25 protein-coding genes are annotated in these 22,828 nt (G+C 66.3%); 14 read left to right on the top strand and 11 right to left on the bottom strand.

What is annotated here, in order from left to right; all coding sequences use genetic code 11:
• Nucleotides 1-231: 231 nt before the first annotated feature.
• A complete protein-coding gene (locus ACEQZD_RS02290; RefSeq protein ID WP_142947343.1) occupies nt 232-1,686 on the top strand; it encodes an NAD(P)/FAD-dependent oxidoreductase in 1,455 nt (484 codons plus the stop codon).
• Entirely contained in the window at nt 1,670-2,593 is a 924-nt protein-coding gene (locus ACEQZD_RS02285) for an alpha/beta hydrolase (protein WP_142947344.1), read from the top strand. Before ACEQZD_RS02290 ends, ACEQZD_RS02285 begins: the two co-directional genes overlap by 17 nt.
• On the opposite strand, the gene ACEQZD_RS02280 is transcribed toward ACEQZD_RS02285, so the two are convergent.
• Nucleotides 2,594-3,946, bottom strand: coding sequence for a nicotinate phosphoribosyltransferase (locus tag ACEQZD_RS02280; protein WP_142947345.1), 1,353 nt, complete (start codon nt 3,944-3,946; stop codon nt 2,594-2,596).
• Between the two features lie 77 nt (nt 3,947-4,023).
• Nucleotides 4,024-4,539 carry a macro domain-containing protein gene (locus ACEQZD_RS02275; protein WP_370183723.1) on the bottom strand — a complete coding sequence of 172 codons (516 nt, stop codon included), beginning with the start codon at nt 4,537-4,539 and terminating at the stop codon, nt 4,024-4,026.
• A 112-nt stretch (nt 4,540-4,651) separates the two neighbouring features.
• On the opposite strand from ACEQZD_RS02275, the gene ACEQZD_RS02270 reads away from it, so the two are divergent.
• Both ACEQZD_RS02270 and ACEQZD_RS02265 read left to right on the top strand, forming a co-directional pair.
• Complete coding sequence (locus ACEQZD_RS02270; protein ID WP_142947347.1) at nt 4,652-5,125, top strand: LEA type 2 family protein; 474 nt, start codon at nt 4,652-4,654, stop codon at nt 5,123-5,125.
• A gap of 36 nt (nt 5,126-5,161) precedes the next feature.
• Nucleotides 5,162-5,929, top strand: coding sequence for an SDR family oxidoreductase (locus ACEQZD_RS02265; protein WP_335627972.1), 768 nt, complete (start codon nt 5,162-5,164; stop codon nt 5,927-5,929).
• Here ACEQZD_RS02265 and ACEQZD_RS02260 read toward each other — a convergent pair.
• On the bottom strand, nt 5,926-6,330 hold the full coding sequence (locus ACEQZD_RS02260) for a 3D domain-containing protein (protein WP_370233154.1): 405 nt from the start codon (nt 6,328-6,330) through the stop codon (nt 5,926-5,928). The two genes, ACEQZD_RS02265 and ACEQZD_RS02260, sit on opposite strands and share 4 nt — an antisense overlap.
• Between ACEQZD_RS02260 and ACEQZD_RS02255 the strand changes: the two genes are divergently transcribed.
• Both ACEQZD_RS02255 and ACEQZD_RS02250 read left to right on the top strand, forming a co-directional pair.
• Complete coding sequence (locus ACEQZD_RS02255) at nt 6,330-7,202, top strand: alpha/beta fold hydrolase (RefSeq protein ID WP_370183719.1); 873 nt, start codon at nt 6,330-6,332, stop codon at nt 7,200-7,202. The two genes, ACEQZD_RS02260 and ACEQZD_RS02255, sit on opposite strands and share 1 nt — an antisense overlap.
• Nucleotides 7,203-7,296: 94 nt before the next feature.
• Nucleotides 7,297-8,130: an SDR family oxidoreductase gene (locus tag ACEQZD_RS02250; RefSeq protein WP_142947350.1), complete on the top strand. Its 834-nt coding sequence runs from the start codon at nt 7,297-7,299 to the stop codon at nt 8,128-8,130.
• Here ACEQZD_RS02250 and ACEQZD_RS02245 read toward each other — a convergent pair.
• The 3 genes from ACEQZD_RS02245 to ACEQZD_RS02235 are packed head-to-tail and all read right to left on the bottom strand — an operon-like array spanning nt 8,117 to nt 10,505.
• On the bottom strand, nt 8,117-8,734 hold the full coding sequence (locus ACEQZD_RS02245) for an ACP phosphodiesterase (RefSeq protein WP_370183716.1): 618 nt from the start codon (nt 8,732-8,734) through the stop codon (nt 8,117-8,119). The genes ACEQZD_RS02250 and ACEQZD_RS02245 overlap by 14 nt on opposite strands.
• Nucleotide 8,735: 1 nt before the next feature.
• A complete protein-coding gene (locus ACEQZD_RS02240; protein WP_370183714.1) occupies nt 8,736-9,329 on the bottom strand; it encodes a GNAT family N-acetyltransferase in 594 nt (197 codons plus the stop codon).
• A 51-nt stretch (nt 9,330-9,380) separates the two neighbouring features.
• Complete coding sequence (locus tag ACEQZD_RS02235; RefSeq protein ID WP_370183711.1) at nt 9,381-10,505, bottom strand: DUF2855 family protein; 1,125 nt, start codon at nt 10,503-10,505, stop codon at nt 9,381-9,383.
• 89 nt (nt 10,506-10,594) lie between these two features.
• Between ACEQZD_RS02235 and ACEQZD_RS02230 the strand changes: the two genes are divergently transcribed.
• Nucleotides 10,595-11,227, top strand: a complete 633-nt coding sequence (locus ACEQZD_RS02230) for a TetR/AcrR family transcriptional regulator (RefSeq protein WP_370183710.1) — start codon at nt 10,595-10,597, stop codon at nt 11,225-11,227.
• On the opposite strand, the gene ACEQZD_RS02225 is transcribed toward ACEQZD_RS02230, so the two are convergent.
• Both ACEQZD_RS02225 and ACEQZD_RS02220 read right to left on the bottom strand, forming a co-directional pair.
• Nucleotides 11,224-11,631, bottom strand: a complete 408-nt coding sequence (locus ACEQZD_RS02225) for a hypothetical protein (RefSeq protein ID WP_194855511.1) — start codon at nt 11,629-11,631, stop codon at nt 11,224-11,226. The two genes, ACEQZD_RS02230 and ACEQZD_RS02225, sit on opposite strands and share 4 nt — an antisense overlap.
• Nucleotides 11,632-11,700: 69 nt before the next feature.
• On the bottom strand, nt 11,701-12,039 hold the full coding sequence (locus tag ACEQZD_RS02220; protein ID WP_335627978.1) for a histidine triad nucleotide-binding protein: 339 nt from the start codon (nt 12,037-12,039) through the stop codon (nt 11,701-11,703).
• A gap of 252 nt (nt 12,040-12,291) precedes the next feature.
• Between ACEQZD_RS02220 and ACEQZD_RS02215 the strand changes: the two genes are divergently transcribed.
• Nucleotides 12,292-13,203, top strand: coding sequence for a 6-carboxytetrahydropterin synthase (locus ACEQZD_RS02215; protein ID WP_335627979.1), 912 nt, complete (start codon nt 12,292-12,294; stop codon nt 13,201-13,203).
• 188 nt (nt 13,204-13,391) lie between these two features.
• Here the strand turns inward: ACEQZD_RS02215 and ACEQZD_RS02210 are convergent, their stop codons facing one another.
• Entirely contained in the window at nt 13,392-14,342 is a 951-nt protein-coding gene (locus tag ACEQZD_RS02210; RefSeq protein ID WP_142947354.1) for a LysR family transcriptional regulator, read from the bottom strand.
• A gap of 158 nt (nt 14,343-14,500) precedes the next feature.
• On the opposite strand from ACEQZD_RS02210, the gene ACEQZD_RS02205 reads away from it, so the two are divergent.
• A complete protein-coding gene (locus ACEQZD_RS02205) occupies nt 14,501-14,791 on the top strand; it encodes an Arc family DNA-binding protein (protein ID WP_214013194.1) in 291 nt (96 codons plus the stop codon).
• Nucleotides 14,792-14,942: 151 nt separating this feature from the next.
• A complete protein-coding gene (locus ACEQZD_RS02200; protein WP_370183706.1) occupies nt 14,943-16,166 on the top strand; it encodes a GGDEF domain-containing protein in 1,224 nt (407 codons plus the stop codon).
• Nucleotides 16,167-16,181: 15 nt separating this feature from the next.
• Here ACEQZD_RS02200 and ACEQZD_RS02195 read toward each other — a convergent pair whose 3' ends face one another.
• On the bottom strand, nt 16,182-17,756 hold the full coding sequence (locus ACEQZD_RS02195; protein ID WP_142947357.1) for an HD-GYP domain-containing protein: 1,575 nt from the start codon (nt 17,754-17,756) through the stop codon (nt 16,182-16,184).
• A 158-nt stretch (nt 17,757-17,914) separates the two neighbouring features.
• Here ACEQZD_RS02195 and thrS point away from each other — a divergent pair, with 158 nt between their 5' ends.
• The 3 genes from thrS to cysS are packed head-to-tail and all read left to right on the top strand — an operon-like array spanning nt 17,915 to nt 21,661.
• Nucleotides 17,915-19,831: a threonine--tRNA ligase gene (gene thrS / locus ACEQZD_RS02190; protein ID WP_370183705.1), complete on the top strand. Its 1,917-nt coding sequence runs from the start codon at nt 17,915-17,917 to the stop codon at nt 19,829-19,831.
• Nucleotides 19,832-19,840: 9 nt separating this feature from the next.
• Nucleotides 19,841-20,269 carry a phosphoribosyl-AMP cyclohydrolase gene (gene hisI, locus ACEQZD_RS02185; RefSeq protein WP_142947359.1) on the top strand — a complete coding sequence of 143 codons (429 nt, stop codon included), beginning with the start codon at nt 19,841-19,843 and terminating at the stop codon, nt 20,267-20,269.
• Nucleotides 20,270-20,278: 9 nt separating this feature from the next.
• The gene (cysS, locus tag ACEQZD_RS02180; RefSeq protein WP_370183703.1) at nt 20,279-21,661 is read left to right on the top strand and encodes a cysteine--tRNA ligase; all 1,383 of its coding nucleotides are present in this window, start codon (nt 20,279-20,281) and stop codon (nt 21,659-21,661) included.
• A gap of 15 nt (nt 21,662-21,676) precedes the next feature.
• Here the strand turns inward: cysS and ACEQZD_RS02175 are convergent, their stop codons facing one another.
• Entirely contained in the window at nt 21,677-22,351 is a 675-nt protein-coding gene (locus tag ACEQZD_RS02175; protein ID WP_370183701.1) for an START domain-containing protein, read from the bottom strand.
• Between the two features lie 170 nt (nt 22,352-22,521).
• Here ACEQZD_RS02175 and yidD point away from each other — a divergent pair, with 170 nt between their 5' ends.
• A complete protein-coding gene (yidD, locus tag ACEQZD_RS02170) occupies nt 22,522-22,725 on the top strand; it encodes a membrane protein insertion efficiency factor YidD (RefSeq protein WP_370183700.1) in 204 nt (67 codons plus the stop codon).
• The last annotated feature ends 103 nt before the right edge of the window (nt 22,726-22,828 follow it).

Below are 22,828 nucleotides of genomic sequence, written 5' to 3'. Positions count from 1 at the left end.
CCCGGCAGGATCCCAGAGACCGCTCTAACGGCCGCACAAACAGCCTCTCTGGGATCCTGCCGGCCGGCTTTTGCCGGCCTTTCGCTTGCAGGGCAAGCTCCTACAAACCGAGCTTCGTAGAAAGGTTCGGCGCCGGCGCCTGACTGAAAAAACCGGGGACCATAAACAGCGGCCATAAACAGCCTGTCCGGGCCGCGCTACAGTGGTGCCAATTCAACGGCAGGGTCTGTTATGCAACCGGATTATCAAGTCGCCATCATCGGCGCCGGCTTCGGCGGCCTGGGCATGGCCATTGCGCTCAAGGACCGGGGCCAGCACGCCTTCGTGGTGCTCGAAAAAGAAAACGACGTGGGCGGCTGCTGGCGCGACAACACCTACCCCGGCGCCGCCTGTGACGTGCCCTCGCACCTGTACTCGTTTTCCTTCGAGAAGAAATTCGACTGGTCTCGGCGGTTCGCGCCGCAGGCGGAAATTCTCGCCTACCTGCGCCATTGCGCGGACAAGTACCGGCTGCACCCGCATATCCGCTTCGGCACCAGCGTCAACGGCGCCCGCTTCGATGAGGCCACCGGCCTCTGGCATCTGGACACCAGCAACGGTCCGATCACCGCGCGCGCCCTGATCACCGCCACCGGCCAGCTCAACCGGCCCGCCTGGCCGAACCTGCCGGGGCGCGACCGCTTCGCCGGCGAGACCTTCCACAGCGCCCGCTGGGACCACGATGTGGACCTCACCGGCAAGACCGTGGCGGTGATCGGCACCGGGGCCAGCGCCATTCAGTTCGTACCGGAAATCGCCAAGCAGGCGAAACAGGTGCTGCTGTTCCAACGGTCGGCGCCCTATGTGATTCCCAAACCGGACCGGCCCTACTCGGCCACCGAGCAACGCCTGATGGCGCGCTTCCCGCTGCTTCAGAAACTGGACCGGGCGCGGGTGTACGCGCAGAACGAGGCGCGGGTGCTGGGCTTCACCAGCCTGCAGGGCGCCATGCGTTTTCACGAATACCTGTTCAAGAAGCACCTGAACGCGTGCGTGCCGGACCCGGACACCCGTGCCAAGCTGACGCCGGATTACCCGATGGGCTGCAAGCGCATCCTGATTTCCAACGACTACTACCAGGCGTTGACGAAATACCGGATTCCGGTGATCACCGGCGGCGTGCGCGCGATCACCGCCGACGGCGTGGAAGACACCGACGGGGAGCACCACCAGGCGGACGTGATCATTTACGGCACCGGCTTCCAGGCCACCGACTTTCTGGCGCCGATGACGATCACCGGCCGGCGCGGCCAGGACCTCAACCAGGCCTGGCGCGACGGCGCCGAAGCCTACCTGGGCATCACCGTGCACGGCTTCCCCAATCTGTTCATGCTGTACGGCCCCAACACCAACCTGGGCCACAACTCGATCATCTATATGATCGAGTCACAGATCGCCTATGTGGTCAGCGCCCTGGAAACCCTGGAACGGGACGGCCACCGCTTCGTGGATGTGCGTCCCGGCGTGCAGGACGATTTCAACCGCCGGCTGCAGGCGCGCATGCGCGATACCGTCTGGGACCAGGGCTGCGAGAGCTGGTACAAGACCGCCAGCGGCAAGAACACCAACAACTGGCCGGGCTTTACCTTCAGCTACCGGCAACGCACCCGACACCTGGACCCGGAAGACTATGAGTTGCACCCGTGAAACCGGCGGCGCCGCGCCCACGCGCGGCCAGAAACTACTGGCGGCGACGCTGCGCGGCAGCCTCAGCGTTCTGCTGAAACCCGCGTTCCTGTCGCGCAGCCCGGTGGCCTTGCAACGGCACTGGCTGGCGGCGCTGTCGCGTACCACCCTGCCCGCCCGGGGCGTGCCCAGACGGCGCACGGTGCTGGGCCCGGTGCCGGTGGAACTGACCGGCAACGGCCACAGCGGCACGGTGCTGTATCTGCACGGCGGCGGCTACGTGAGCGGGGGACCGGTCACTCACCGAGCGCTGACCAGCCATCTGGCGAAACTGGCGGACGCCAGCGTGGCGGTGGCCGACTACCGGCTGGCCCCGGAGCACCCGTTCCCGGCGGCCCTGGACGACGCCCACCGCGCCTATCTGGCGCTGCTGGAGAAGGGCCACGCGCCGGAGCGGCTGGCGGTGGCCGGCGACTCCGCCGGCGGCGGCCTCACCCTTGCCCTGCTGCAGCGGCTGCGCGACGAAGGCCAGCCGCTGCCCGCCTGCGCGCTGATGTTCTCGCCCTGGGTGGACCTGACGCTGGCGGAAACGCCGCGCACCGTGCCCGGGGAAGCCATGCTCAACCGGCAGTGGCTGACGTTCGCCGCCGAGGCCTACGCCGGTAATCAGCGCGACAGCGCCGGCGCGTCCCCGTTGCTGGGCAACCTGGACGGGCTGCCGCCGCTGCTGATCCAGACCGGCAGCGACGAGATTCTCGCCAACGACAGCGAACGCCTGGCCGAGGCGCTGGACGGCGCCGACTGCGACGCCCGCTACCAGCGTTACCCGGGCCGCTGGCACGTGTTCCAACTGCACGCCGGCATGCTGCACGACGCCGATCTGGCGCTGGCCGAGTGCCGCGACTTCCTGCACCGGCACTGGCGCTGATCAGTCCAGCGCCGACACCGTGTCGCGGCGCAGGGCCGCCAGCGCCTCGCTGATGCGCACCGGATAAACGCCGCCGGCCTCCTCCACCGGAGCCAGTGAGCGCACCGCCGCCGGCAGGCTGGCCAGCTGATCGCGCAGCCGCTGGCGGGCCTGATCCGGGTCCGGTAGCGGCGCCACCGCCTCGCCGTTTTCCACCACCGGCCGCAGCAGCGGCACCCCGTCGCGGGCTTCGTCGCGGCCGGTGATCTCGTCGTATTGGCAGCCGCCGTCGCCGTCACTGAAGCGCCACACCTGCTTGGCGCCCGGGTAGAGCGGTTTGCCCGGCGAGGTCTTGAGGCGCGGGCGGCCCTGGTATTCGGTGAGCTTGTAGGCAAAATCCAACGACGGGGCGTCCGCCACCGAGCCCATTTCCGTACCCACCCCGAAACCATCAATCGGTGCGCCGGCCTGCACCAGCGTCTGAATGCGGTGCTCGTCGAGGCCGCCGCTGACCACGATGCGGACCCGCTGGAGCCCGGCGGCATCCAGCTTGCGCCGCGCCTGGCCGGCCAGTTCGCCCAAGTCACCGGAGTCGATCCGCACGGCGCCCACGTCCAGCCCTTCGTCGCGCACCAGAGCGATCACCCGGTCGACACCGCGCAGGGTGTCATAGGTGTCCACCAACAGGGTGGTGCCGGGGTAGTCCCGGGCGTAGCGGCGCAGCGCCTCGGTTTCGTCATCGTGGGACTGGATGTAGGAGTGCGCCATGGTGCCGCGCACCGGCAGGTCGAAACTCAGGCCGCCCAGCACGTTGCTGGTGCCGGCAATGCCCGCCACCCGGTAGGCGCGCACACTGCGCCAGGCCGATTCCAGCCCGTGCATGCGGCGCATGCCGAAATCCACCACCGACACGCCGTCGGCGGCCAGCACCATGCGCGCCGCCTTGGAGGCGAGCAGCGTTTCCAGGTTGACGTAGTTCATCAGCAGGCTTTCCAGCAGCTGCCCCTGGATCACAGGCGCCCGCACTTCCAGCAGCGGCTCGTTGGGGAACACCACCGAGCCCTCCGGCAGCGTCCGGATTTCCCCCTCGAAGCGGAAATCGGCCAGCCAGCGCAGGAAGCCGTCCTCGAACAGCTCCAGTTGCCGCAGCCGCTCGAGCTGTTCGGGGTGGAAACGCAGCCCGCGAATCAGGTGGGCGGCGTACTCCTGCCCGCAGGCCACCGCGAAACGGCGCCCCGCCGGCAGCTTGCGGAAGAACAGACTGAACACCGCCTCGCCGCGGTGGTCGTCGCGCCAGTAGGCCTGCGCCATGGTCAGTTCGTAGAGGTCCGTGAGCAGGGCCAGTTCCCGCTCCGAAGGCCAGAGAGCGTCCATTGATACTCCTGCGGTTGGTGAGCCGCGCCGTCACAATGCGACGCCACCCCTGTGTCTGACCTCACCGGGGCGGCTTTTCAAGTCCCGGTGGCGGCCTCCAGGGCGCGCCGGTGCGCCGCCAGGGAGGCCGCGTCGAACAGCACGAAGCGCACCCGCTTCACCCGTTCCAGCCGTGCCCCTTCCGCAACCCCCTTGGCCAGGGCCACGGCGGCCGCCTCGTCCATCGGGTAGCCGAAAGCACCGGTGGAAAGCGCCGGGAAGCCCAGGCTGGTCAGCCCGGCGTCCTCGGCGAGCCGCAGCGCGTTGCGATAGCACTCCGCCAGCAACCGGTCGGCGGGCCGGTCGCGGCCGTACACCGGCCCCAGGCAGTGAATGACGTGGGGGTTGGGCAGCCCGTGGCCGCCGGTGAGCACCGCCTGGCCGGGCTCGATCGGCGCCAGGGGCGCGCATTCGCGGGCCAGTTGCGGCCCGGCGGCGCGGTGAATGGCGCCGGCCACGCCGCCGCCGGTGGCCAGGCGGGCGTTGGCGGCGTTGACGATCGCGTCCAGGTCGGGCTGGGCGGTGATGTCACCTTGTACGCATTGGATATCCATGACGTGCCTCCTCGAAAGGGTGTTGCCGGAGCGGGGCCGGCGGGGACAGCGCGACGGCAGCGACTGCGGTATCATTCCGGTTGGGGACCGCCCATGATCTGTTGGAGTCGTTATGCCGTTACTCGCCCGTTTAAGTCTGCCCGTGCTGCTGCTTCTTACCACCGCCTGCCAGAGCTTTTCCGGCCTGGAAGCGCCGGAAGTGAGCCTGTCCTCGCTGCGCCTGGAAAGCGCCGGCGTGTTCGAGCAACGATGGCAAGCCGTGCTGCGCGCGCGCAACCCCAATGACCGGGCAGTGACCATCAAGGCCCTGGATTACGAGATCCTGGTCAATGGCGAGCGCCTGGCACGGGGCAACAATAACGAAGCGACCACGCTGCCGGCACTGGACGATGTGCTGATCACCACCAGCGTGTCCACCAGCCTGCTGGGCACCCTGCAGCAACTGCAACGCCTGCAGCAGAACGCCGGCGAGCCGCTCACCTATCAGCTCAAGGGCAGCGCGCGGGTGGCCGGGCTGGCGTTCCCGATTCACTTCGACCGGGAAGGGGAGTTCACTCTGCCGATGGCGCCCCAACCGGCAAACTGATTGTCCGAGACCGACGTTTTATCCTGGGGGAGCAACATGGACAGCATTCTGATCACCGGTGCCGCCAGCGGCATCGGCCTGGCGACCGCGCGCCGGTTTCACACCAACGGCTGGCGGGTGGGCCTGCTGGACGTCAATGAGGGCGCCCTGCAGGCGGTGCACGCGGAACTGGGCGAACGCTGCTGGTACCGGCGGCTGGACGTCACCGACATGGGCCAGTGCGAAGCGGCGGTGGCGGCGTTCGCGGAAAGCGCCGGCGGCCGCCTGGATGTGCTGTTCAACAGCGCCGGGGTGCTGCGCATGGGCCATTTCGAGGACCTGAGCGCCGAACAGCACCGCTTCACCCTGGACGTGAACGTGGCCGGCACCCTGCAGATGTGCCTGGCGGCCCTGCCCTACCTGAAACAATCCCGCTCGCCCCGGGTGCTCAACATGAGCTCCGCCTCGGCGCTGTACGGCGTGCCGCACCTGGCCAGCTATTCAGCCTCCAAATTCGCGGTGCGCGGCCTCACCGAGGCGCTGGATCTGGAATGGCGCCGCCACGGCATTCGCGTACAGGACCTGATGCCGCCGTTCGTGAACACCGGCATGGTCAACAAGCAGACGTTCGAAGCGCCGGTGGTGCGCCGCATGGGCGTCAAGCTGAGCGCCGACGACGTGGCCCGGGCCGCCTTCGACACCCTGCAGGGCGACCCGCGGGTGCATGTGCCGGTGGGGCTGCCGTTCCGCTTCACGGTGCTGCTGGAGAAGGTCGTGCCGCAACGGGCCACGCGCGCCTTGATGGCCTGGCTGAGCCGCGACTAGTAGCGGATTTCCACTTTGCGGCGGCCCCACTGCAGGGCCGCCTCCCGGTCCTCGCCCAGATAGACGTCGATCTTGTTGCGCCAGCGGGCGTGCATCTTGTCGCGCACGTACCAGGTGCCCTCCAGGCCTTCGATTTTCACCGCGGTGCCGTAATCCAGGCCGGCGGCGAGCAGGTCCCGGGACACGGCGATGGCTTTCATGCCCGGCACCAGGGTGTCGCCCCAGGCCGCCAGACTGTGGTCCTCGCCGTGCCCCTGCCCGGGCAAGGAGTTAAAGGCGGTGGCGGTGACCGTGCGCCGCTGGGAAAACTCCTCCGCGAGCGCCGGGCCCGCCAGCAACACCCCGAGAAGCACCCACCCGGCATTCACGAGGCCTTGCCCATACTGTTCCGATGTCCGCATTGAAACTCCTTATTCTGCTGTCGCTGATCGGCGGCCTGTCGGCCTGCGCCGGGCGCGCGCCGGTGCCGCCGCCGCTGGAGCTGCGCGCCTGGGACGCCCCGGGCCGGCCCAAGGCGGTGATTCTGGCACTGCACAGCTTCGGCGACTACAGCGCCGCCTTCGACCTGGCGGCGCCGGATCTGGCCGCCGCCGGCTACCAGGTGTACGGCTTTGATCAGGCCGGCTTCGGCGCCCGCACCCTGGCCGACGGCCGCTGGGCCGGGGAAGCGCGGCTGGTGGTCGACGCCGCCGACACCGCGCGCCGCCTCGCCGAGCAGCACCCGGACACGCCGCTGTTCCTGCTCGGCGAAAGCCTGGGCGGGGCGGTGGCCATGCTGGTCGCCAGCCGGCACCCCGAGATACCGCTGCGCGGCCTGATTCTGGCGGCGCCGGCGGTTCGCGAGGGCATTCGACTGCGCTACGGCTGGAACGTTCTGATCGGCTCGGCGGCGACCCTGGCGCCGGGCTACCACCTGGATGTGGAGCGCGCCCCGGATGACCCGCACCTGGCACCGGCGGCCGCCCGGCGGCGCGCCAACGACCCGCTGGTGATGCACGAAGTACGCATGGACGCCTACTGGGGCCTGATCCAGCTGGCCGACAGCGCCAGCGACGAAGCCGACCGCATAACGGTCCCCACCCTGCTGCTGTACGGCGACCTCGACACCTCGGTGCCGGCGGTGGGCATTCAGCGGTTGCGTGACCGGCTCGGCGCGCACGGCGATTATCAGACGTTTCCGCGGGGGCCGCACCTGCTGCTGCAAGGGCGCCACTGGCCCAGGGTCACCGCCACCATCAAGCGCTGGGCCGGCGCCCGGGCAACACCGGGCTAACAGGCCGCAGCGCCCGTGCACCGGCGCTTTCCGGGTACCGCTTTGGGTAATTTTTCTATGCTAGGCTGGCGGCTTCGCACAGGAGGGAACGCAGATGAATAAACGGGTTCTGATCACCGGTGGCAACTCCGGTATCGGGTTTTGCACCGCGCAACAACTGGCCGGGCGCGGCGCGGAAGTGGTGCTTGCCTGCCGCGACCAGACCAAGGGACAGGCGGCGCTGGCGCGCATCAAGGGCGGCCACCCCCAAGCGCGGGTGCGGCTGTTCCCGCTGGACTTGTCCGATCTGGCCCAGGTGCGCGGCTGTGCCCGCCGCCTGAACGACGAGCTGGACGGCATCGACGTGCTGATCAATAACGCCGGCGTGGTACCCACCCGGCAGCAGTTCACCCGCGACGGCTTCGAGATGCAGATCGGCGTGAACTATCTGGCGCCGGTGCTGCTCACCCACCTGCTGTTGCCGTTGCTGCAACAGCGCGAGGACGCCCGGGTGATCCATGTGGCGTCGGTGGCGCACTGGCTGGGCCGTATCAACACCAAGACCTGGCGCGGTCGCCGGCCCTATCTGGTGATGGACGCCTACGGCCAGTCCAAACTCGCCAACATCCTGTTCAGCGACGTGCTCGCCCAGCGGCTGGCGGCCCAGGGCATCACCAGCAACGCCCTGCACCCGGGCGGCGTGGACACGCCGATCTTCCGCCATGTGCCGGACCTGGCGATGAAACTGATCCGCCCCACCCTGACCACGCCGGAGAAGGCCGCGCGTCTGCCGGTGCGCATGGCCCTGGACGAGGAGTTCTACGGCGTCACCGGCGGCTATTTCGATGCCAAGGGCCCGGCCGCCCGCTCCCCGCGGGCGCGCAACAAGAAGCAGGCGGAACGTCTCTACCTGGACACCATGGCGGCGCTCGACATCAACCCGCTGTAACCCCGCCATCGTCGGCGGGTGGGGCCTCCAGGGCCTGCTCGTCGACGTGTTCCCGCAACGCCGGGTAGAGCGCCAGGAACACCGCTTCCAGCCGGTCGTGGTGGCGCTCGATATCCTCGATCGCCCCATCGAACCGGTTGGCGAAGCGCACCCGGGCGGCGATCCGATCCAGCGCCCGGCCCACGTTCTCCAGCTCCGCGTAGTGCCCGAACCAGTCGTGCTCGACGATGCGCCCGGTGGTGGCGCGCATGGTTGCCGGCATCAGGGCGGCGCCGTCGCGCAGCAGGCGGTAATCCTTGTCGATGGCCTGGTCCAGCGGCGTGTCGTGGAAGCGCGACCAGTGGCGGATCAGGAAGTGATCGAACAACACGTCCAGCGCCACCCCGGCGAACCGGCGCCGCTGCGGGGAGAACAGCGCGCGGCTCTCGATCACCAGGGGATGGTGATCGGTGAAGCGGTCCACCAGCCGGTGGTTGTGCAGCCCCAGGCGCACCGCCTCGGGCAGATCCGGCTCGCGGACACCGCGCATGAAATCCCCCAGCAGGTTGCCCACCTTGGAGGGCACCGTAGGTCGCGCCAGCGTGAGGTGCGCGAAGTAGTTCATGCTAAAGGCGGCCCAGCCGCAGGTTGAGATTCTGGCGCACCGCCGGCCACTCCTGGCTGAGAATGGAAAACACCACCGTGTCCCGGTAGATACCGTCGGCGCTCACCGTGTGATGGCGCAGCACGCCGTCCTGCTTGGCGCCCAGCCGGGCGATGGCGTTGCGCGAGGCGTGGTTGTGCCAGTGGGTGCGCAGCTCCACGGCGATCGCCTCCAGGCGTTCGAAGGCGTGGCCGAGCAGCAGCAGTTTGCATTCGCTGTTCACGGCGCTGCGCTGGAAGCGGCGCGCGTACCAGGTGTGCCCCAGCTCCAGCCGGCGGTTGTCCGCATCGGCACGGAAAAAGCGGGTGCTGCCGATCACCCGCCCGCTTTCCCGGTGGCGCACCGCGAACGGCAGATCACCGTGCCGCTCGCGGCCCTCCAGGGCGGTGTCGATATAGGCGGTGACCCGGTCCGGCGACGGCACGAAGGTGTACCACAGTTTCCAGAGCTCGCCGTCGGCGGTGGCGTCGGCCAGGTCTTCCGCGTGTGCCGCCGTCAGCGGTTCCAGCAGCACCTGCTCGCCCTCCAGGGTGACCGGTTCTATCCAGTGGGCCATAGCGTCTCGTCCTGCGGCTTGGGAGAGACATCAGGATACCCGATGGCGCCCCTACACGTCCCCCGGCGTCAGCCGGACCACATGCCCTTCGCGGGGCTCCCCGCCGTTGTCGTGGAGGTCTCGAATCACGGCGCCGGCGGCCGCCAGCCCGTGGTGCACACGCAGGGTCATCCAGCCGCCGGCCGGGTCACTGACCGCGTTCAAAAAGCGCCGTTGGGCGGCGCCGAACCGTTCACTGAGCACCTCGGCGCCCCAATCCTGATTGCGCTTGCGGATTTGCACCGGAGCGAAGAAGAACCGCGGCTCCGGCTCCGGCCATCTTTCCGCGTCCAGGAAATCGGTATTGGTGGCGGAGCCGGCGTAGCAGTCGTACACCAGGGCCGCGCCGAAATGCCGGTGCACGTTATCGCGCAGGGAGTCACTGCCGGAAAAGTCCACATACAGAGTGGGCACCCCGGCATCCAGTTGCGCCAGCTGATCGTAGCCGAGCACCTGGTCATAGAGGCCAAGCTCACCGACATAGTCCCGGTGGTGCTCGGACGTCAGCCCGATACGTTGCGGCGCGCCACCCGCTTGCGGGGCGCCATCGGCAAGGGCGAAGGCGGTGCCGTAGGCGGTCTTGCTGGAAGCACTGGAAAACACCAGCCGGCGGGCGCCGAAAAAGTCGTTGTCGGCGAGGAAGTCGGCCAGCATGTAGGAGGTGAAAAACAGCGGCCGCAGCAGCATCTGGAAATCCGCCTGTTCCGCCACGTAAGCGCTGTCGGTGCTGCAGCGGGTGTACTGGTTGTACGGCGACGGCAGGCCCTGGCGATGCTCGGAGACATCGTAGAAGCCGCGCTCCGTGATCCGGTCCGGCCGCACGCGCAGCAACCCGGCGATCGGGAAATAGCCGTAGAATCGCTCCCCTTCGGCGACGCCCTCCACCCGTGATTTCGAGACGGTGGCGAAGCCCCATACCGGCATGTGCCCCCAACCTTCCTCGCCGGTGGGAAAGAACGACCAGTAATGCATGGCGTCGCCGAAGGCAGCGTACGTGATGTTGTTAGTGGTCAACGCGAAGGTGTCCAGGGCCAGCAGCACCTCACCCTGGGCGGGGGGCTCCATATCCTGCTGCTGAATACGGCTGGCGCCCAGGTCGGTTTTATCGGTGAGCAATCGGGCCATTGTTTGCGTCATACTGATCTCCAGATTAGGGGCTCATCGAGAGCCGGTTCCGCTAGGGACTATGCTAGCAACCACACCTTGTTCACGGGTTCGGATTCGTTATGCCCAGACGCTCCGCCGGCAAACCCTTGCCGCAGCCGCATAAACGGCCCTCCCAGGCGCGGGCCGTGTTCACCGTAAATACGCTTTACGAGGGGTTTGTTCGGATTTGGCGCCGGGACGGCCCCGATGCCGCGACCACCCGGGCGATCGCTGAAGAGAGCGGCTACGCGGTGGGCACCCTGTATGAATACTTTCCCAACCGCACCGCGTTGTTGTCCGGGTACGTACGCTACTGCATGGACCGGCTTTGCGAGGACCTGCGCCAGGGCAACGAGACGCTGACAGCCGCCGCCTGGGAACAACGGCTGGAGCGACTGGTAAGCATTACCTTGAACGAGGACGGGCAGGCGCCCTACTTCGACCGGGACATGCTGCTCATGGAAGGCCGGATCGCCGCCCCGGAACACCATGAACTGGCGTTCCGGCAGCTGGCGCGGGTCTGGTGGGAATGTGTGACGCAGTGGCCGGACCGGCCGGCGCCGGTGGACCAGGCGACCGTCGACACCCTGGTGCTGACGCTTTGGGGCGCGCGCCGCTACAGCTTGCTTCTCGACGGTGACAGCGGCGACAGACGTCGCCGCGTCGAGCAGTGCACGCGGATGGCGCGGGCCCTGCTCACCGCAGAGGCTTAGTCGCCGCCGGCGGCCTCGGTGCCGGCCTTCATTTGCCGGTCGACCCGTTTGAGGGCGGCGGGAATGGCGTCGCAGTCGCCGCCGTCGCTGGTGCAGGACACGCAGCCCACGGCGTCATTGGCGGCCATGGTCAGGTTCACCCGGTAGGCCAGTTCCGGCAGCTTGGCGGCGCGGTTACGCAGCTCGGTGGCCTGGGCGCCCAGCCCGGCGTGCTCGGCCTGGCACGCCTTACGCTGCGCCGGGTCCTCGGAATCATAGTCGCGGTGCAGCTCGACGCCTTGCTGATGCAGGCTTTTCAGCTCCTCAATCATGGCGTTGACCTGCTCCGGGTTCTGCGGCGGTACCGCTTTGGCCAGGCCGGTGACGGTCAGCAACAGGGTGATAACAACCCAGGATGTTTTCATGGTGCACTCCTTTTTTATTCTGCGTTTTTTATTGTTCCCGCCCGATACATTCCGGCGGGGCGCCGGGCCTCAGCCCGGCGGCCAGCTGAACGGACGCCCGCCCAGCACATGCACGTGCAAATGGAACACGGTCTGGCTGGCGCCGGCGCCGTTGTTCACATTAAGACGGAAATCCTCCAGTCCTTGTTCCCCGGCCACCTGACCGGCGACCAGCAACAGGTGTCCGAGCAGTGCCTTGTCGCCCTGCTCGGCGTCGGACAGCTTGGGGATGGGCTTCTTGGGAATCACCAGGAAATGGGTCGGCGCCTGCGGGTTGACGTCCTTGAACGCCAGACACAGGTCGTCCTCGTAGATAATATCCGCCGGGATTTCCCGGTCGATGATCTTGGAGAAAATCGTTTCGCTCATGGTCTTTCCCTTTTACCACGCGGGCTGGCGCGCGGACGTTCAATATTCAGGCAGAGGCGTTCTCAGAGGCTCCCAACCATAGAACAAGCCGCAGCCGGTTGCCAGAAGGGTGGACCGGCGGCCGGGCCGCGTGTTCCCGTTCACAACACCGGGAAGAACGGCTGCTTATTTATCGAAGTTGGGGTGAGTCCCCGCGCCCCGACTGACTATAATGGCGGGGACAACCGCTCACCCTCCAACCGACGGGGCTCTATGGCCACGCTTTTCGTTGAAAATCTGACCGTTGTGGACTTTTCCTACCTGCACGCCAAGCGCGGCATGGTCGGGGAGTCCTGGATCGTGGACCTGGAGCTGTCCGGCGACCTGGACGCCCAGGGCATGGTGTTTGATTTCGGTCACATCAAGAAAGCCCTGAAGCAGGCGGTGGACGAACGGGTCGACCACCGCCTGCTGCTGCCCGGGGAAAGCGATCTGCTCGGCCTGCACCGCCGAGAGGACGGCCATATCAGCCTGGAGTGGCGCTACCTGGCCGGTGAGATCCGCATGGTGGCCCCCGCCGACAGCATTCTCGAGCTGTCCGGCACGGCGATCACCAAGGCCGGCGTGACGCTCTATCTGATGGACCTGATCCGCGATTCGGTGCCCGACAACGTCACCGAGGTGCGGGTGGTGCTGCGCGAGCAGGATACCGGCACGGCGCCGTTCTACCACTACTCCCACGGCCTCAAGAAACACGACGGCAACTGCCAGCGCATCGCCCACGGCCACCGCTCCGGCATCGAGATCTTCGAAAACGGGCGCCGCAGCCGCTACTGGGAAAAGCTCTGGGCGGACCGCTGGGAAGACATCTACATCGGCACCCGCTCGGACCTGGAAGGCACCTACTACGTGGAAGACGTGCCCCACCACCGCTTCCGCTACGACGCGGAGCAGGGCCACTTCGAACTGGTGATCCCCGAGGACCACTGCTACCTGGTGGACACCGACTCCACGGTGGAAAACCTCGCCGAACACATCGCCGAGGAACTGGCCCGCGAAGCCCCCGGCAAGCGCTTCCGGGTGCGCGCCTTCGAAGGCGTCGGCAAGGGCGCCATCGCCGAAGCCGGCGAAGACAACCCCGGCCGCGCCAAGGCGGGCTGGCTCCAAGGCTCTTCAGTGCTGTGACCAGCACTGAAGAGCCAGGTAAGAGTTAACAGTGAATAGTTAATGGCGAAACAAGGCCCTGCGGATTCGCAACGGCCTATCTGCGTATCAGCAAGCGCCCGTGCCATAAGCGCGGCCCCTCCCCCATCAGCCCGGAGCGCGCCCTCCCGCGCAACTATTAACTGTTAACTATTAACCGTTAACTGCTCTCATGGGTCTTCCGCAAGGATTTGCTCCGCTTCTTCCTGGATCAGGCGGCGCAGCCAGCGGTGGGCGGTGTTGTGGTGCAGCAGGGGCGACCAGGCCATTTTCAGTTCGAATTCGGGGATTTCGAACGGCGGCGCCTTGATCACCAGGCGGGCGTTCTGGGCCTGCATGCGCGCCACCCGGCTGGGCAGGGTGGCGACCAGATCGTTGTTCATCGCCAGCAGGGCCGGCATCTGGTAGTGGCGGGTGAAAATGCTGATCTTGCGGGTGCGGCCGATGCGCTGCAGGGCGTGGTCGATCCAGCCCAGGCCGCCGAGTTTTTCCGGGTTCATGCCGAAGCCCACGCCGAAACCGGTTTTCGACACCCAGATATGCTGGGCGGACAGGTAGCTGTTGAGGTCGAAGTGCCGGGCGATGGGGTTGTCGCGGTTGAGCAGGCAGGAAAACGAATCCCGCCACAGGGTCACCTGGTGGAACGAACCGGGGATCTCGTTAAACCGGTTCACCGCCATATCCACCCGGCCCTGCTCCATGTCCGGATAGCTCACGTCGGAGGGGGTCAGGAAGTCCAGCACCACGTTGGGGGCCTCTTCACGCAATCGACGCACGATATGAGGTACTAAGGTACCTTCAGCGTAATCACTGGTCATGATGCGGAACACGCGGCGGCTTTCCGCCGGCCGGAACACATCCTCGGGCGTGAACAGGGACTCCGCCTGACTGATCAGCTGACGGACCAACGGCTGCAGTTCCAGCGCCCGGTCGGTGGCGGTCATGCCTTCGCTGGTGCGGATCAGCAGCGGGTCGCCGAACATGTGACGCAGGCGCTTGAGGCAGTTGCTCATCGCCGGCTGGGTGATGCCCAGCTGCTCGGCGGCGCGGGTCACGTTCTTCTCGCGCAGCAGCACGTCCAGGTACTTGAGCAGGTTGAGGTCGGCGCTGGCGATATTCATGGCGTGAATGCCCGGAGCAGAATATAAAAAAGAAGGGTATACCAAACCGGAGCAAGATGTTAACCGTGTCGCTTTCTGGGCGTCCACTGGGACAGACGTATCGATTTAAAGCAAAAAAATGCGTATCGTGATGTTTTTCCCAGGGTGTAGTACGCACTATGAAACAGGCGGAACGTACCCGGTCCGAGAAGTTCGTGGTTCGCTTTCCTCTCGGTATGCGGGACTGGGTCGCCCAGGCGGCCGGCGTGAGTCACCGCAGCATGAATGCGGAGATCGTCGCGCGACTCAGGCACAGCATGGATAACTGGCCGGATCAGCTGCCCGGCGACGAGCCCGCGGTGCCGGCGGGGGATGAAGAGCGTTTCCTGCTTGATCACTTCCGCCGCCTGCCCGCCGCCAAGCGACGCGCGCTGATCGCACTACTGGACGGCAACCGGCCGACTGTCTGAAAACTGACCATAGCGACGGCGCGTTCGGCGCGCGATGGTTTAGAGACCAAAGTCCCAGTACTCTAAACTTATCTTGCGAAGGCCCGATGGTTGCGATGCCGACCGGCTGGTGAATTGATCACACCGGCGGTGTCGGGGGGGATAAAAGCAGTTGGAAAACGAACCTCAACGGACGAGTACCTTACCCAACGGCAACGACATAAGGCTGCCCTGGCACCTGCGTCTGCCCGCCCCGCTGGAGCACGATTTCGCGGACTATTTCCGCGGCAGCGTGGCCAGCGTGACACCCTGGGCGGCGGCCAGCCTGGTGGCGCTGCTGATCCTTGCCTTGATCGTGGAATACACCATTTCGCCGGAGGCCGCCGCGATTACCTGGCGCCCGCGATTATTGTGCGTGATGCTGATCGTGGCCACCGCCCTGATCGCACGCCGGGCGGATTGGCGCCGCTGGCTGCACGTGGCCAGTCTCGCCGTGGCGTTCGCGGTGGCGCTGACCGGCAACTGGATGGGCCTGCACGTGGACCACGCCATGGCGTTCGGGCTGTTCCTGCAAACCCCGCTGGCGATCCTGATGGCCTGTGTGGTGTTGCGCGTGCCCTTCCATCTGGCCGCCGCCAGCAGCCTGGTGATGCTGGGCATTCTGTTCCTGACGCTGTTCGGCAGCGACCGCGTGGACCGGGACCTGTCGCTGGTGTTACTGCTGTTGTCGGTGGCCAGCGCCAGCATGAGTCTGTTCGGGCAATACATCTACGAGCGGCTGCTGCGTCAGCACTTCCTTTCCGAGAACGTGCTCTTTCAGCACCGCGACGAGCTGCACTCCGCCAACCGCATCCTTGAGAACCAGGCCACCGTGGACGGTCTCACCGGCTGCCTGAACCGCCGCGGCATGGAAAACCGCCTCGACGAGGTGCTGCACGGTTTCGGCCGGGGCGGCGTGTCCGAACGCATCACCCTGGTGCTGTTCGATATCGATTTCTTCAAGCAGTACAACGACACCTACGGGCACCTGGCCGGCGACGACTGCCTGAAAACCGTGGCCTCGATTCCCCGCTCCATGGCCCAGAACAGTAAGGATTTCGTGGCCCGTTACGGCGGCGAGGAGTTCGTGGTGGTGCTGGTGGATACCAGCCTCAAGGACGCCCTGGTGTTCGCGGAACGCATGCGCACCCGCATCGAACAGTTGGGCCTGCCGCACACCGGTTCCCGGATCAGCCAGGTGGTGACCATCAGTGTCGGCGTGGCCAGCGCCGGCAATTGCGACAACGACGCCACCAATCTGATCAAGTGCGCCGACGAAGCGCTTTATCAGGCCAAGGGCGCGGGCCGCAACCGGGTGGCCTACATGAGCGACCAGGGCCGCGTGGTCACCCTCTGACGGCAAGGCGCCGGCCTAGTAGTAGGGCGAGGGGTCGTCCACGTCCAGTTGCTCCGGATCCAGGGCGGTGCGCGCGTAATCGCGCCACACGCCGGCGTCCAGAAACAAGCGGTACAGGTCCGGGTCCAGGTGCTGGTTGTCGCGCATGCGCTGCATGATGCCGAGCGCCTCGGACAGTTTGAGCGGCTCCTTGTAGGGTCGCTCGCGGGAGGTCAGCGCCTCGAACACATCGGCGATCGCCATGATCCGCGCCGGCACCGACATCTGTTCGCGGGTCAGCCCGCGCGGGAAGCCGCGCCCGTCCATACGCTCATGGTGGCCGCCGGCGTATTCCGGCACCCGGCGCAGCTTGCGCGGGAACGGCAGGGATTCGAGCATCTCCAGGGTAATGTCCATGTGCCCGTTGATAATGCGGCGCTCCTCTTCGGTGAGGGTGCCGCGCGGAATGCAGAGGTTGTTGACCTCGTCCTCGGATAACAGCGGCCGGCGCTGGCCGTGGGCGTCGATCCACACGGTTTCGGCGATACGCCGCACCCTCGCCTGGTCCTCCGGGGCCATGGATTCGCCGCCTTTATTGATACGCTCCAGAAAGGTGAGGTCATCGCTGAGGGTCTGCACCGCCTCTTCCATGCGCTCGCGGAATTCCGGCTCGCGGGCCGGCTCGGTGAGCGCGTCCCTTTCGTAGCGGCGTTCCGCTTCACTGCGCAGCACCGCGAAGCGGGCCGCCACCATTTCGATGCGGTCGTGCAGGCTGTGCAGTTTGGTGGATTTATCCAGCACCGAATCCGGCGTCGCCAGCTTGCCGCAATCGTGCAGCCAGGCGGCCACGCTCAGCTCGTACCAACCGTCTTCGTCGAGTTCGAAGTCGGCAAAGCGGGTCTGGTCGTCACAGGCGGCGCGCGCCAGCAGCTCGGTGAGCAGGGGCACCCGCTCGCAGTGCGCGCTGGTGTGCGAGCTCTTGGCGTCGATGGCGCGGGCGATCACCTTGACGAAGGCGTCGAGCAGATCCTTGAGTTCCTGAACCAGCAGCAGGTTGTTAAGGGCGATGCCGGCGTAACCGGCCAGCGCCTCAAGCAACGCCAGCGCCGGGGCGGGGACCGCGTCGCCGTGTGTCACCCCGTCCGGATGGGGGTTCACCAGTTGCAACACGCCCACCACCGCCCCTTCGTGGTTGCGCATCGGCACCAGCAGCAGGGAATCGACCTGCCGGACCAGCAGCGGCACCAACAGCGCCAGGTCCTGCGCGTGGAAGCGGTCCTCGCCGGTGAGATGCAACGGCTGCCCGGAGCGCGCCACGCGCACCGCGGGCCGGTGGGCGTGCTCGTCGTCCAGGGGCAGGCGGGGGCCTTCCAGGGCGCACACCGGCGCGCCGTCCGGGCCGTTGCTGCAGTGCCGGGCGCAGTCCAGCCATTCGGCGTCGCCCTCTTCACGGTAGAGCCAGAGCACGCCGGCTTCGGCGCCGGCCAGCACCTGCGCCTCTTCCAGCACGGCCTCGATCAGGGGCGCCAGATCGCGCTGCTCATTGATCTGCCGGGCCACCCGTAACAGAGGCGGAAGATGGGGGTCCGGCACCCGCTGCAACTTGTTCATTCGGTTTCCCTGTCGGTTCGACGGGATAAGCATAGGCACAGGCTGTCGCCAGCGTAAAGGAACCTTGCTTGAACGTGAGAAGGCGATTGCCTACCATTCCCCGGTTCTGATGGGGATTTTTCCCCCAGCCAACCCATTACTCGGATTCCGTGTCACCCATGAGCGTGAGCTATCGACTGCCCGACGGGGCAACTATGGAGTTTGATCAGCCGGCCTCCGCCCTGGAGATCGCCGGACGGATCAGCAAGAAACTCGCCAAACAGGCCCTGGCGGCGAAAGCCGACGGTCGTCTCACGGACGTGTACCTGCCGCTCACCGACGGCAGCGAAGTGGAGATCATCACCCGTGAGCACGAAGACGCTCTGGAACTGATTCGCCACGACGCCGCCCATGTGATGGCCGAAGCGGTGCAGGAACTGTTCCCGGACACCCAGGTGACCATCGGTCCGACCATCGAGAACGGCTTTTATTACGACTTCTACCGGGAAGCGCCCTTTACCCCGGACGACCTGGGTGCGATCGAAAAGCGCATGCAGGAAATCGTACGCCGTAACGAAGACATCCGCCGTGAAGTCTGGGACCGCGACGAAGCGGTCTCTTTCTTCCTCAAGCAAGGCGAGGACTTCAAGGCCGAGATCATCCGCGACCTGCCCGCCGACCAGGAAGTGTCCCTGTACCGCCAGGGCGATTTCATCGACCTGTGCCGGGGCCCGCACCTGCCCGCCACCAGCAAGCTCGGCGACGGCTTCAAACTGATGAAGGTGGCCGGCGCCTACTGGCGCGGCAACGCGGACAACGCCCAGCTGCAGCGCATCTACGGCACCGCCTGGCGCGACAAGAAGGAACTCAACGCCTACCTCAAGCAGCTCGAGGAGGCGGAGAAGCGCGACCACCGCAAACTGGCGCGGGAAATGGGCCTGTTCCATATCCAGCAGGAAGCGGTGGGCAGCATGTTCTGGCACCCCAAGGGCTGGCGTCTGCGCAAGAACCTGGAAAACTACATCCGCGACAAGATGGTCAAGTACGGCTACGAAGAGGTGGCCACGCCGCAGCTGATGGACCGCATCCTGTGGGAAAAATCCGGGCACTGGGATAAGTACGGCGACGACATGTTCACCGTCTGCACCCACGACGACCGGGAGATGGCGATCAAGCCGATGAACTGCCCCGGCCACGTGCAGATCTTCAACCAGGGCATCAAGAGCTACCGCGACCTGCCGATCCGCATGGGCGAGTTCACCGCGCTGTTCCGCAACGAAGCCCACGGCGCCCTGCACGGCCTGATGCGCGCCCGTTCGTTCAGCCAGGACGACGCCCATATTTTCTGCACCGAAGAGCAGATCAATCCGGAAACCGCCGGCTTTATCGAGATGCTGCGCGAGGTCTACAAGGACTTCGGCTTTGAGGAGTTCCGCATCAAGTTCTCCGACCGGCCGGAAAAACGCGCCGGCTCCGACGCGACCTGGGACAAGGCCGAAGCGGCGCTGCGCGGCGCGGTGGAATCCCTGGGCCTGGAGTGCGAGCTGAATCCCGGTGAAGGTGCCTTCTACGGCCCCAAACTGGAGTTCGTGCTGCGCGACGCGATCGGCCGGGACTGGCAGTGCGGCACCCTGCAGGTGGATTTCGTGCTGCCCGAGCGGCTGGACGCGGAATACGTGGCCGAGGACGGCTCCCGCCAGCGGCCGGTGATGCTGCACCGGGCGGTGCTCGGTTCGCTGGAACGCTTCCTGGGTATTTTGATTGAGTCCACCGCCGGCCATTTGCCGCTGTGGATGTCACCCAGCCCGGTGGTGGTGGCGACCATCACCAACGCGGTGGACAACTACGCCGCCGAGGCGGTGGCGCTGCTCAAAGCCAAGGGCATTCCAGCGGAGCTGGATACCCGCAACGAAAAAATCGGTTTCAAGGTTCGCGAGCACTCCAAGGCCAAAACCGCCCGCATCTGGGTGGTGGGCGAAAAGGAAGCGGAAGAGCGCAAGGTGGCGATCCGCAGCCTGGGCTCCAAGGACACCCAGGAGCTGGGCCTTGAAGACGCCGTGGAGCAGTTGTTTCAGGAAACCCGCGCGCCGATCTGAGGGACGCCCATGTTCAAGGACAACGAACAACAACCGGAAGGCTTCAGCGTCCCGCTCAGCGAGGCGCTGGACAACCTGGCGTTCAACGACGCCGGCCTGGTGCCGGTGATCGCGCAGCAGCACGACACCGGCGAGGTGTTGATGTTCGCCTGGATGAACCGGGCGGCGATCGAGGAAACCCTGGCCACCGGGCAGGTGTGTTACTACTCACGCTCGCGCAAGACGCTGTGGCGCAAGGGGGAATCCTCCGGCCAGACGCAGACCCTCAAGGCACTGCGGGTGGACTGCGACGGCGACGTGCTGCTGGCCAGCGTCGAGCAGACCGGCGCGGCTTGCCACACCGGGCGGCGTGATTGCTTCTTCTGGAAACTGGACAACGACACCGCGCGCATCGATAAGTCACCGCTTGTCGATCCCAAGGACCTTTATGACCACTGACGGACCAGCATGCTGACACTGCATAACACCCTCACCGGCCACAAGGACGCGTTCCAGCCGCTCGACCCGCAACGGGTAACCCTCTATGTGTGCGGCCCGACGGTCTATAACTACGTGCATATCGGCAACGCGCGGCCGGTGGTGGTGTTCGACGTGCTCTACCGGCTGCTCTCCCGGCTCTACCCGAAGGTGGTCTACGCCCGCAACATCACCGACATCGACGACAAGATCATCACCGCCTGCGCGGAAACCGGCGAGCCGATGACCGCGCTCACCGAGCGCTTCACCGACGCCTTCCGCGAGGACATGGCGGCGCTCAACACCCTGCAGCCGGACATCGTGCCCAAGGCCACCGATCATATCGGCGAGATGACCGCCATGATCGAAACCCTGATCGCCAAGGGCCACGCCTATGAAGCGGACGGCCATGTGCTGTTCGCTGTGGAGTCGATGCCCGACTACGGCAAGCTGTCCGGCCGCAATCTGGAAGACATGCGCGCCGGCGCCCGGGTGGAAGTGGCGGACTACAAGCGCCACCCCGGCGACTTCGTGCTGTGGAAACCCAGCAGTGACGACCAGCCCGGCTGGGAATCGCCCTGGGGCCGCGGCCGGCCGGGCTGGCACATCGAGTGCTCGGCGATGATCCACAAGCACCTGGGCGATGTGATCGATATTCACGGCGGCGGCCAGGATCTGATCTTCCCGCACCACGAGAACGAAATCGCCCAGGGCTGCTGCGCCCACGGCACCGAGTACGTGCGCTACTGGATGCACAACGGCTACATCAATATCGACGGCGAGAAGATGTCCAAATCCCTGGGCAACTTCCGGTTGGTGCGGGATCTGCTGGCGAAGTTTCCCGGCGAGGTGCTGCGCTTCGCGCTGCTGTCCAGCCACTACCGGTCGCCACTCAACTTTTCCGCCGAATTGCTGGAGCAGGCGGAAAGCAGCCTGGATTCACTCTATTACGCCCTGCTCGGCCGTGGCGAAACCGTGCACGCCGACCCGGACTTCCGGCTGCCCGAGGATCACCCGGTGCTCACCGCGCTGCTCGACGACCTGAACACCTCCGAGGCGATCAGCGCCCTGCACGCCGTCGCGGCGCGCCTCAACAAGGCGGCGCTGGAAGAAAAACCGACGCTCAAAGCGGAACTGCAGGCCGCCGCGCAGCTGCTCGGTCTGCTCGAGGCCGATCCCAGCGCCTGGTTCCAGGACAAGAAAGCCGGCGACGACGGCCTCGACAACGCCACCATCGACGGCCTGGTGGCGGAACGCACCCAGGCCAAGAAAGACAAGAACTTCGCCCGCGCGGACGAAATCCGCGACCAGCTCAAGGACGCCGGCATCCAGCTCGAGGACACCCGCGAAGGCACCCGCTGGACGCGCGGCTGAGCGGACGGCGCGGCCCTAGAAACGAACCCCGTCGAAGACCGCCGGCAGGTCGTCCTGGCCGGCGTTCTTGAAGCGCGGCTTCTCCAGCTGCGCCTGCAGCCCTTCCAGCGTCACCAGCGGCGCCTTGGTGGCGACCAGATTGGCCAGCCACACCGGCACCTTGCCGCCCGGGTCGACGAAGGTGCGGAATTCCACCCGCGTCCAGCCGTCGGCCAGCGGCGTCACCACGAACCGATTATCCAGCGCCGGGATGCGCACATAGCCGTCGCTGGGCGGCCGCGCGCCCTCGGCGTTGACGCTGTGCAGGGTCACGGCACCGCTTTCCGGCGCCTGGCTGACGCTGTTGTCGAGCACCACGTCGCGGTCGGACACCGGCCAGATGCCGTTGAAGCGCATATAGGTGCGCTCGCCGCCGGTGTCCGGCACCGCCTCGCTGGCCTGGACCTGGAAGATCCACTCCGGAAAGGTGTCCACGGCGGTGATCGCCGCCAGCACCGGCACCGGCCCGTGCGGCACCTCCACCACGCCGCGAAACGCCTTCACCGGGCTGTCCGGCACATCCCGGGTCCAGGTGGAGACCTGGTCGCGGGCGTCGGCCTCCCGGTTGGGTTGCCAGGATTGAGCGGCGGCGGAGACGCTGACGGCCAGGAGTAGCAGCCCTGTGCACAGGGACACAAGCGGGTTCAACACGGCGATTCCTCGGTTCGGTGAGAGACAGGCCGCTCAGTATGGGACCGCGCCGCCGGCGCACAAGCACACCGCGCTGGATTGGCCCCTTTTGCACATCACGGTGGTCACACCGGCCCGATAACCGCTATGATGCCCAGCCGACTCAACCCCTGTTATGACCGGATGCCAACGTGAAACGCCTTCTGCTGGCCGCCCTGCGTGTGTACCAGACCGTACTGAGCCCCTGGCTGGGGAATCAGTGCCGGTTCTATCCGACCTGTTCGGAGTACGCGCGTCAGGCGGTGGAAGCCCACGGCAGCCTGCGCGGTTCCGGTCTGGCGGTGAAGCGGCTGTGCAAGTGCCACCCCTGGGAGTCTGTAAACCAAATTGTGTAACTGCCTACGACTGAGTAATCTTTTCAAAAGGATACCATCGTGGATACGCAATTGGACCAAGAAAAACTCAGAGCCATGGCCGCCGAGTTGGCCAAGGACATCA

This window comes from Alloalcanivorax sp. (assembly GCF_964221125.1).
GTDB classification, from domain to species: Bacteria; Pseudomonadota; Gammaproteobacteria; order Pseudomonadales; family Alcanivoracaceae; genus Alloalcanivorax; species Alloalcanivorax venustensis.
Note: the sequence above shows the minus strand (reverse complement) of the source record. Positions and strands in the feature narration are given on the sequence as shown.

Excerpts from the sequence above, each read along its gene's own strand:
- ACEQZD_RS02275 (WP_370183723.1), bottom strand. The coding sequence starts at position 4,539 with ATGGATATCCAATGCGTACAAGGTGACATCACCGCCCAGCCCGACCTG.
- ACEQZD_RS02290 (WP_142947343.1), top strand. The coding sequence starts at position 232 with ATGCAACCGGATTATCAAGTCGCCATCATCGGCGCCGGCTTCGGCGGC.
- ACEQZD_RS02240 (WP_370183714.1), bottom strand. The coding sequence starts at position 9,329 with ATGGCCCACTGGATAGAACCGGTCACCCTGGAGGGCGAGCAGGTGCTG.
- cysS (WP_370183703.1), top strand. The coding sequence starts at position 20,279 with ATGCTGACACTGCATAACACCCTCACCGGCCACAAGGACGCGTTCCAG.
- ACEQZD_RS02245 (WP_370183716.1), bottom strand. The coding sequence starts at position 8,734 with ATGAACTACTTCGCGCACCTCACGCTGGCGCGACCTACGGTGCCCTCC.
- ACEQZD_RS02265 (WP_335627972.1), top strand. The coding sequence starts at position 5,162 with ATGGACAGCATTCTGATCACCGGTGCCGCCAGCGGCATCGGCCTGGCG.
- ACEQZD_RS02250 (WP_142947350.1), top strand. The coding sequence starts at position 7,297 with ATGAATAAACGGGTTCTGATCACCGGTGGCAACTCCGGTATCGGGTTT.
- ACEQZD_RS02260 (WP_370233154.1), bottom strand. The coding sequence starts at position 6,330 with ATGCGGACATCGGAACAGTATGGGCAAGGCCTCGTGAATGCCGGGTGG.
- ACEQZD_RS02225 (WP_194855511.1), bottom strand. The coding sequence starts at position 11,631 with ATGAAAACATCCTGGGTTGTTATCACCCTGTTGCTGACCGTCACCGGC.
- ACEQZD_RS02280 (WP_142947345.1), bottom strand. The coding sequence starts at position 3,946 with ATGGACGCTCTCTGGCCTTCGGAGCGGGAACTGGCCCTGCTCACGGAC.
- ACEQZD_RS02220 (WP_335627978.1), bottom strand. The coding sequence starts at position 12,039 with ATGAGCGAAACGATTTTCTCCAAGATCATCGACCGGGAAATCCCGGCG.
- ACEQZD_RS02205 (WP_214013194.1), top strand. The coding sequence starts at position 14,501 with ATGAAACAGGCGGAACGTACCCGGTCCGAGAAGTTCGTGGTTCGCTTT.
- thrS (WP_370183705.1), top strand. The coding sequence starts at position 17,915 with ATGAGCGTGAGCTATCGACTGCCCGACGGGGCAACTATGGAGTTTGAT.
- ACEQZD_RS02195 (WP_142947357.1), bottom strand. The coding sequence starts at position 17,756 with ATGAACAAGTTGCAGCGGGTGCCGGACCCCCATCTTCCGCCTCTGTTA.
- ACEQZD_RS02235 (WP_370183711.1), bottom strand. The coding sequence starts at position 10,505 with ATGACGCAAACAATGGCCCGATTGCTCACCGATAAAACCGACCTGGGC.
- ACEQZD_RS02210 (WP_142947354.1), bottom strand. The coding sequence starts at position 14,342 with ATGAATATCGCCAGCGCCGACCTCAACCTGCTCAAGTACCTGGACGTG.
- ACEQZD_RS02285 (WP_142947344.1), top strand. The coding sequence starts at position 1,670 with ATGAGTTGCACCCGTGAAACCGGCGGCGCCGCGCCCACGCGCGGCCAG.
- ACEQZD_RS02230 (WP_370183710.1), top strand. The coding sequence starts at position 10,595 with ATGCCCAGACGCTCCGCCGGCAAACCCTTGCCGCAGCCGCATAAACGG.
- ACEQZD_RS02270 (WP_142947347.1), top strand. The coding sequence starts at position 4,652 with ATGCCGTTACTCGCCCGTTTAAGTCTGCCCGTGCTGCTGCTTCTTACC.
- ACEQZD_RS02215 (WP_335627979.1), top strand. The coding sequence starts at position 12,292 with ATGGCCACGCTTTTCGTTGAAAATCTGACCGTTGTGGACTTTTCCTAC.
- hisI (WP_142947359.1), top strand. The coding sequence starts at position 19,841 with ATGTTCAAGGACAACGAACAACAACCGGAAGGCTTCAGCGTCCCGCTC.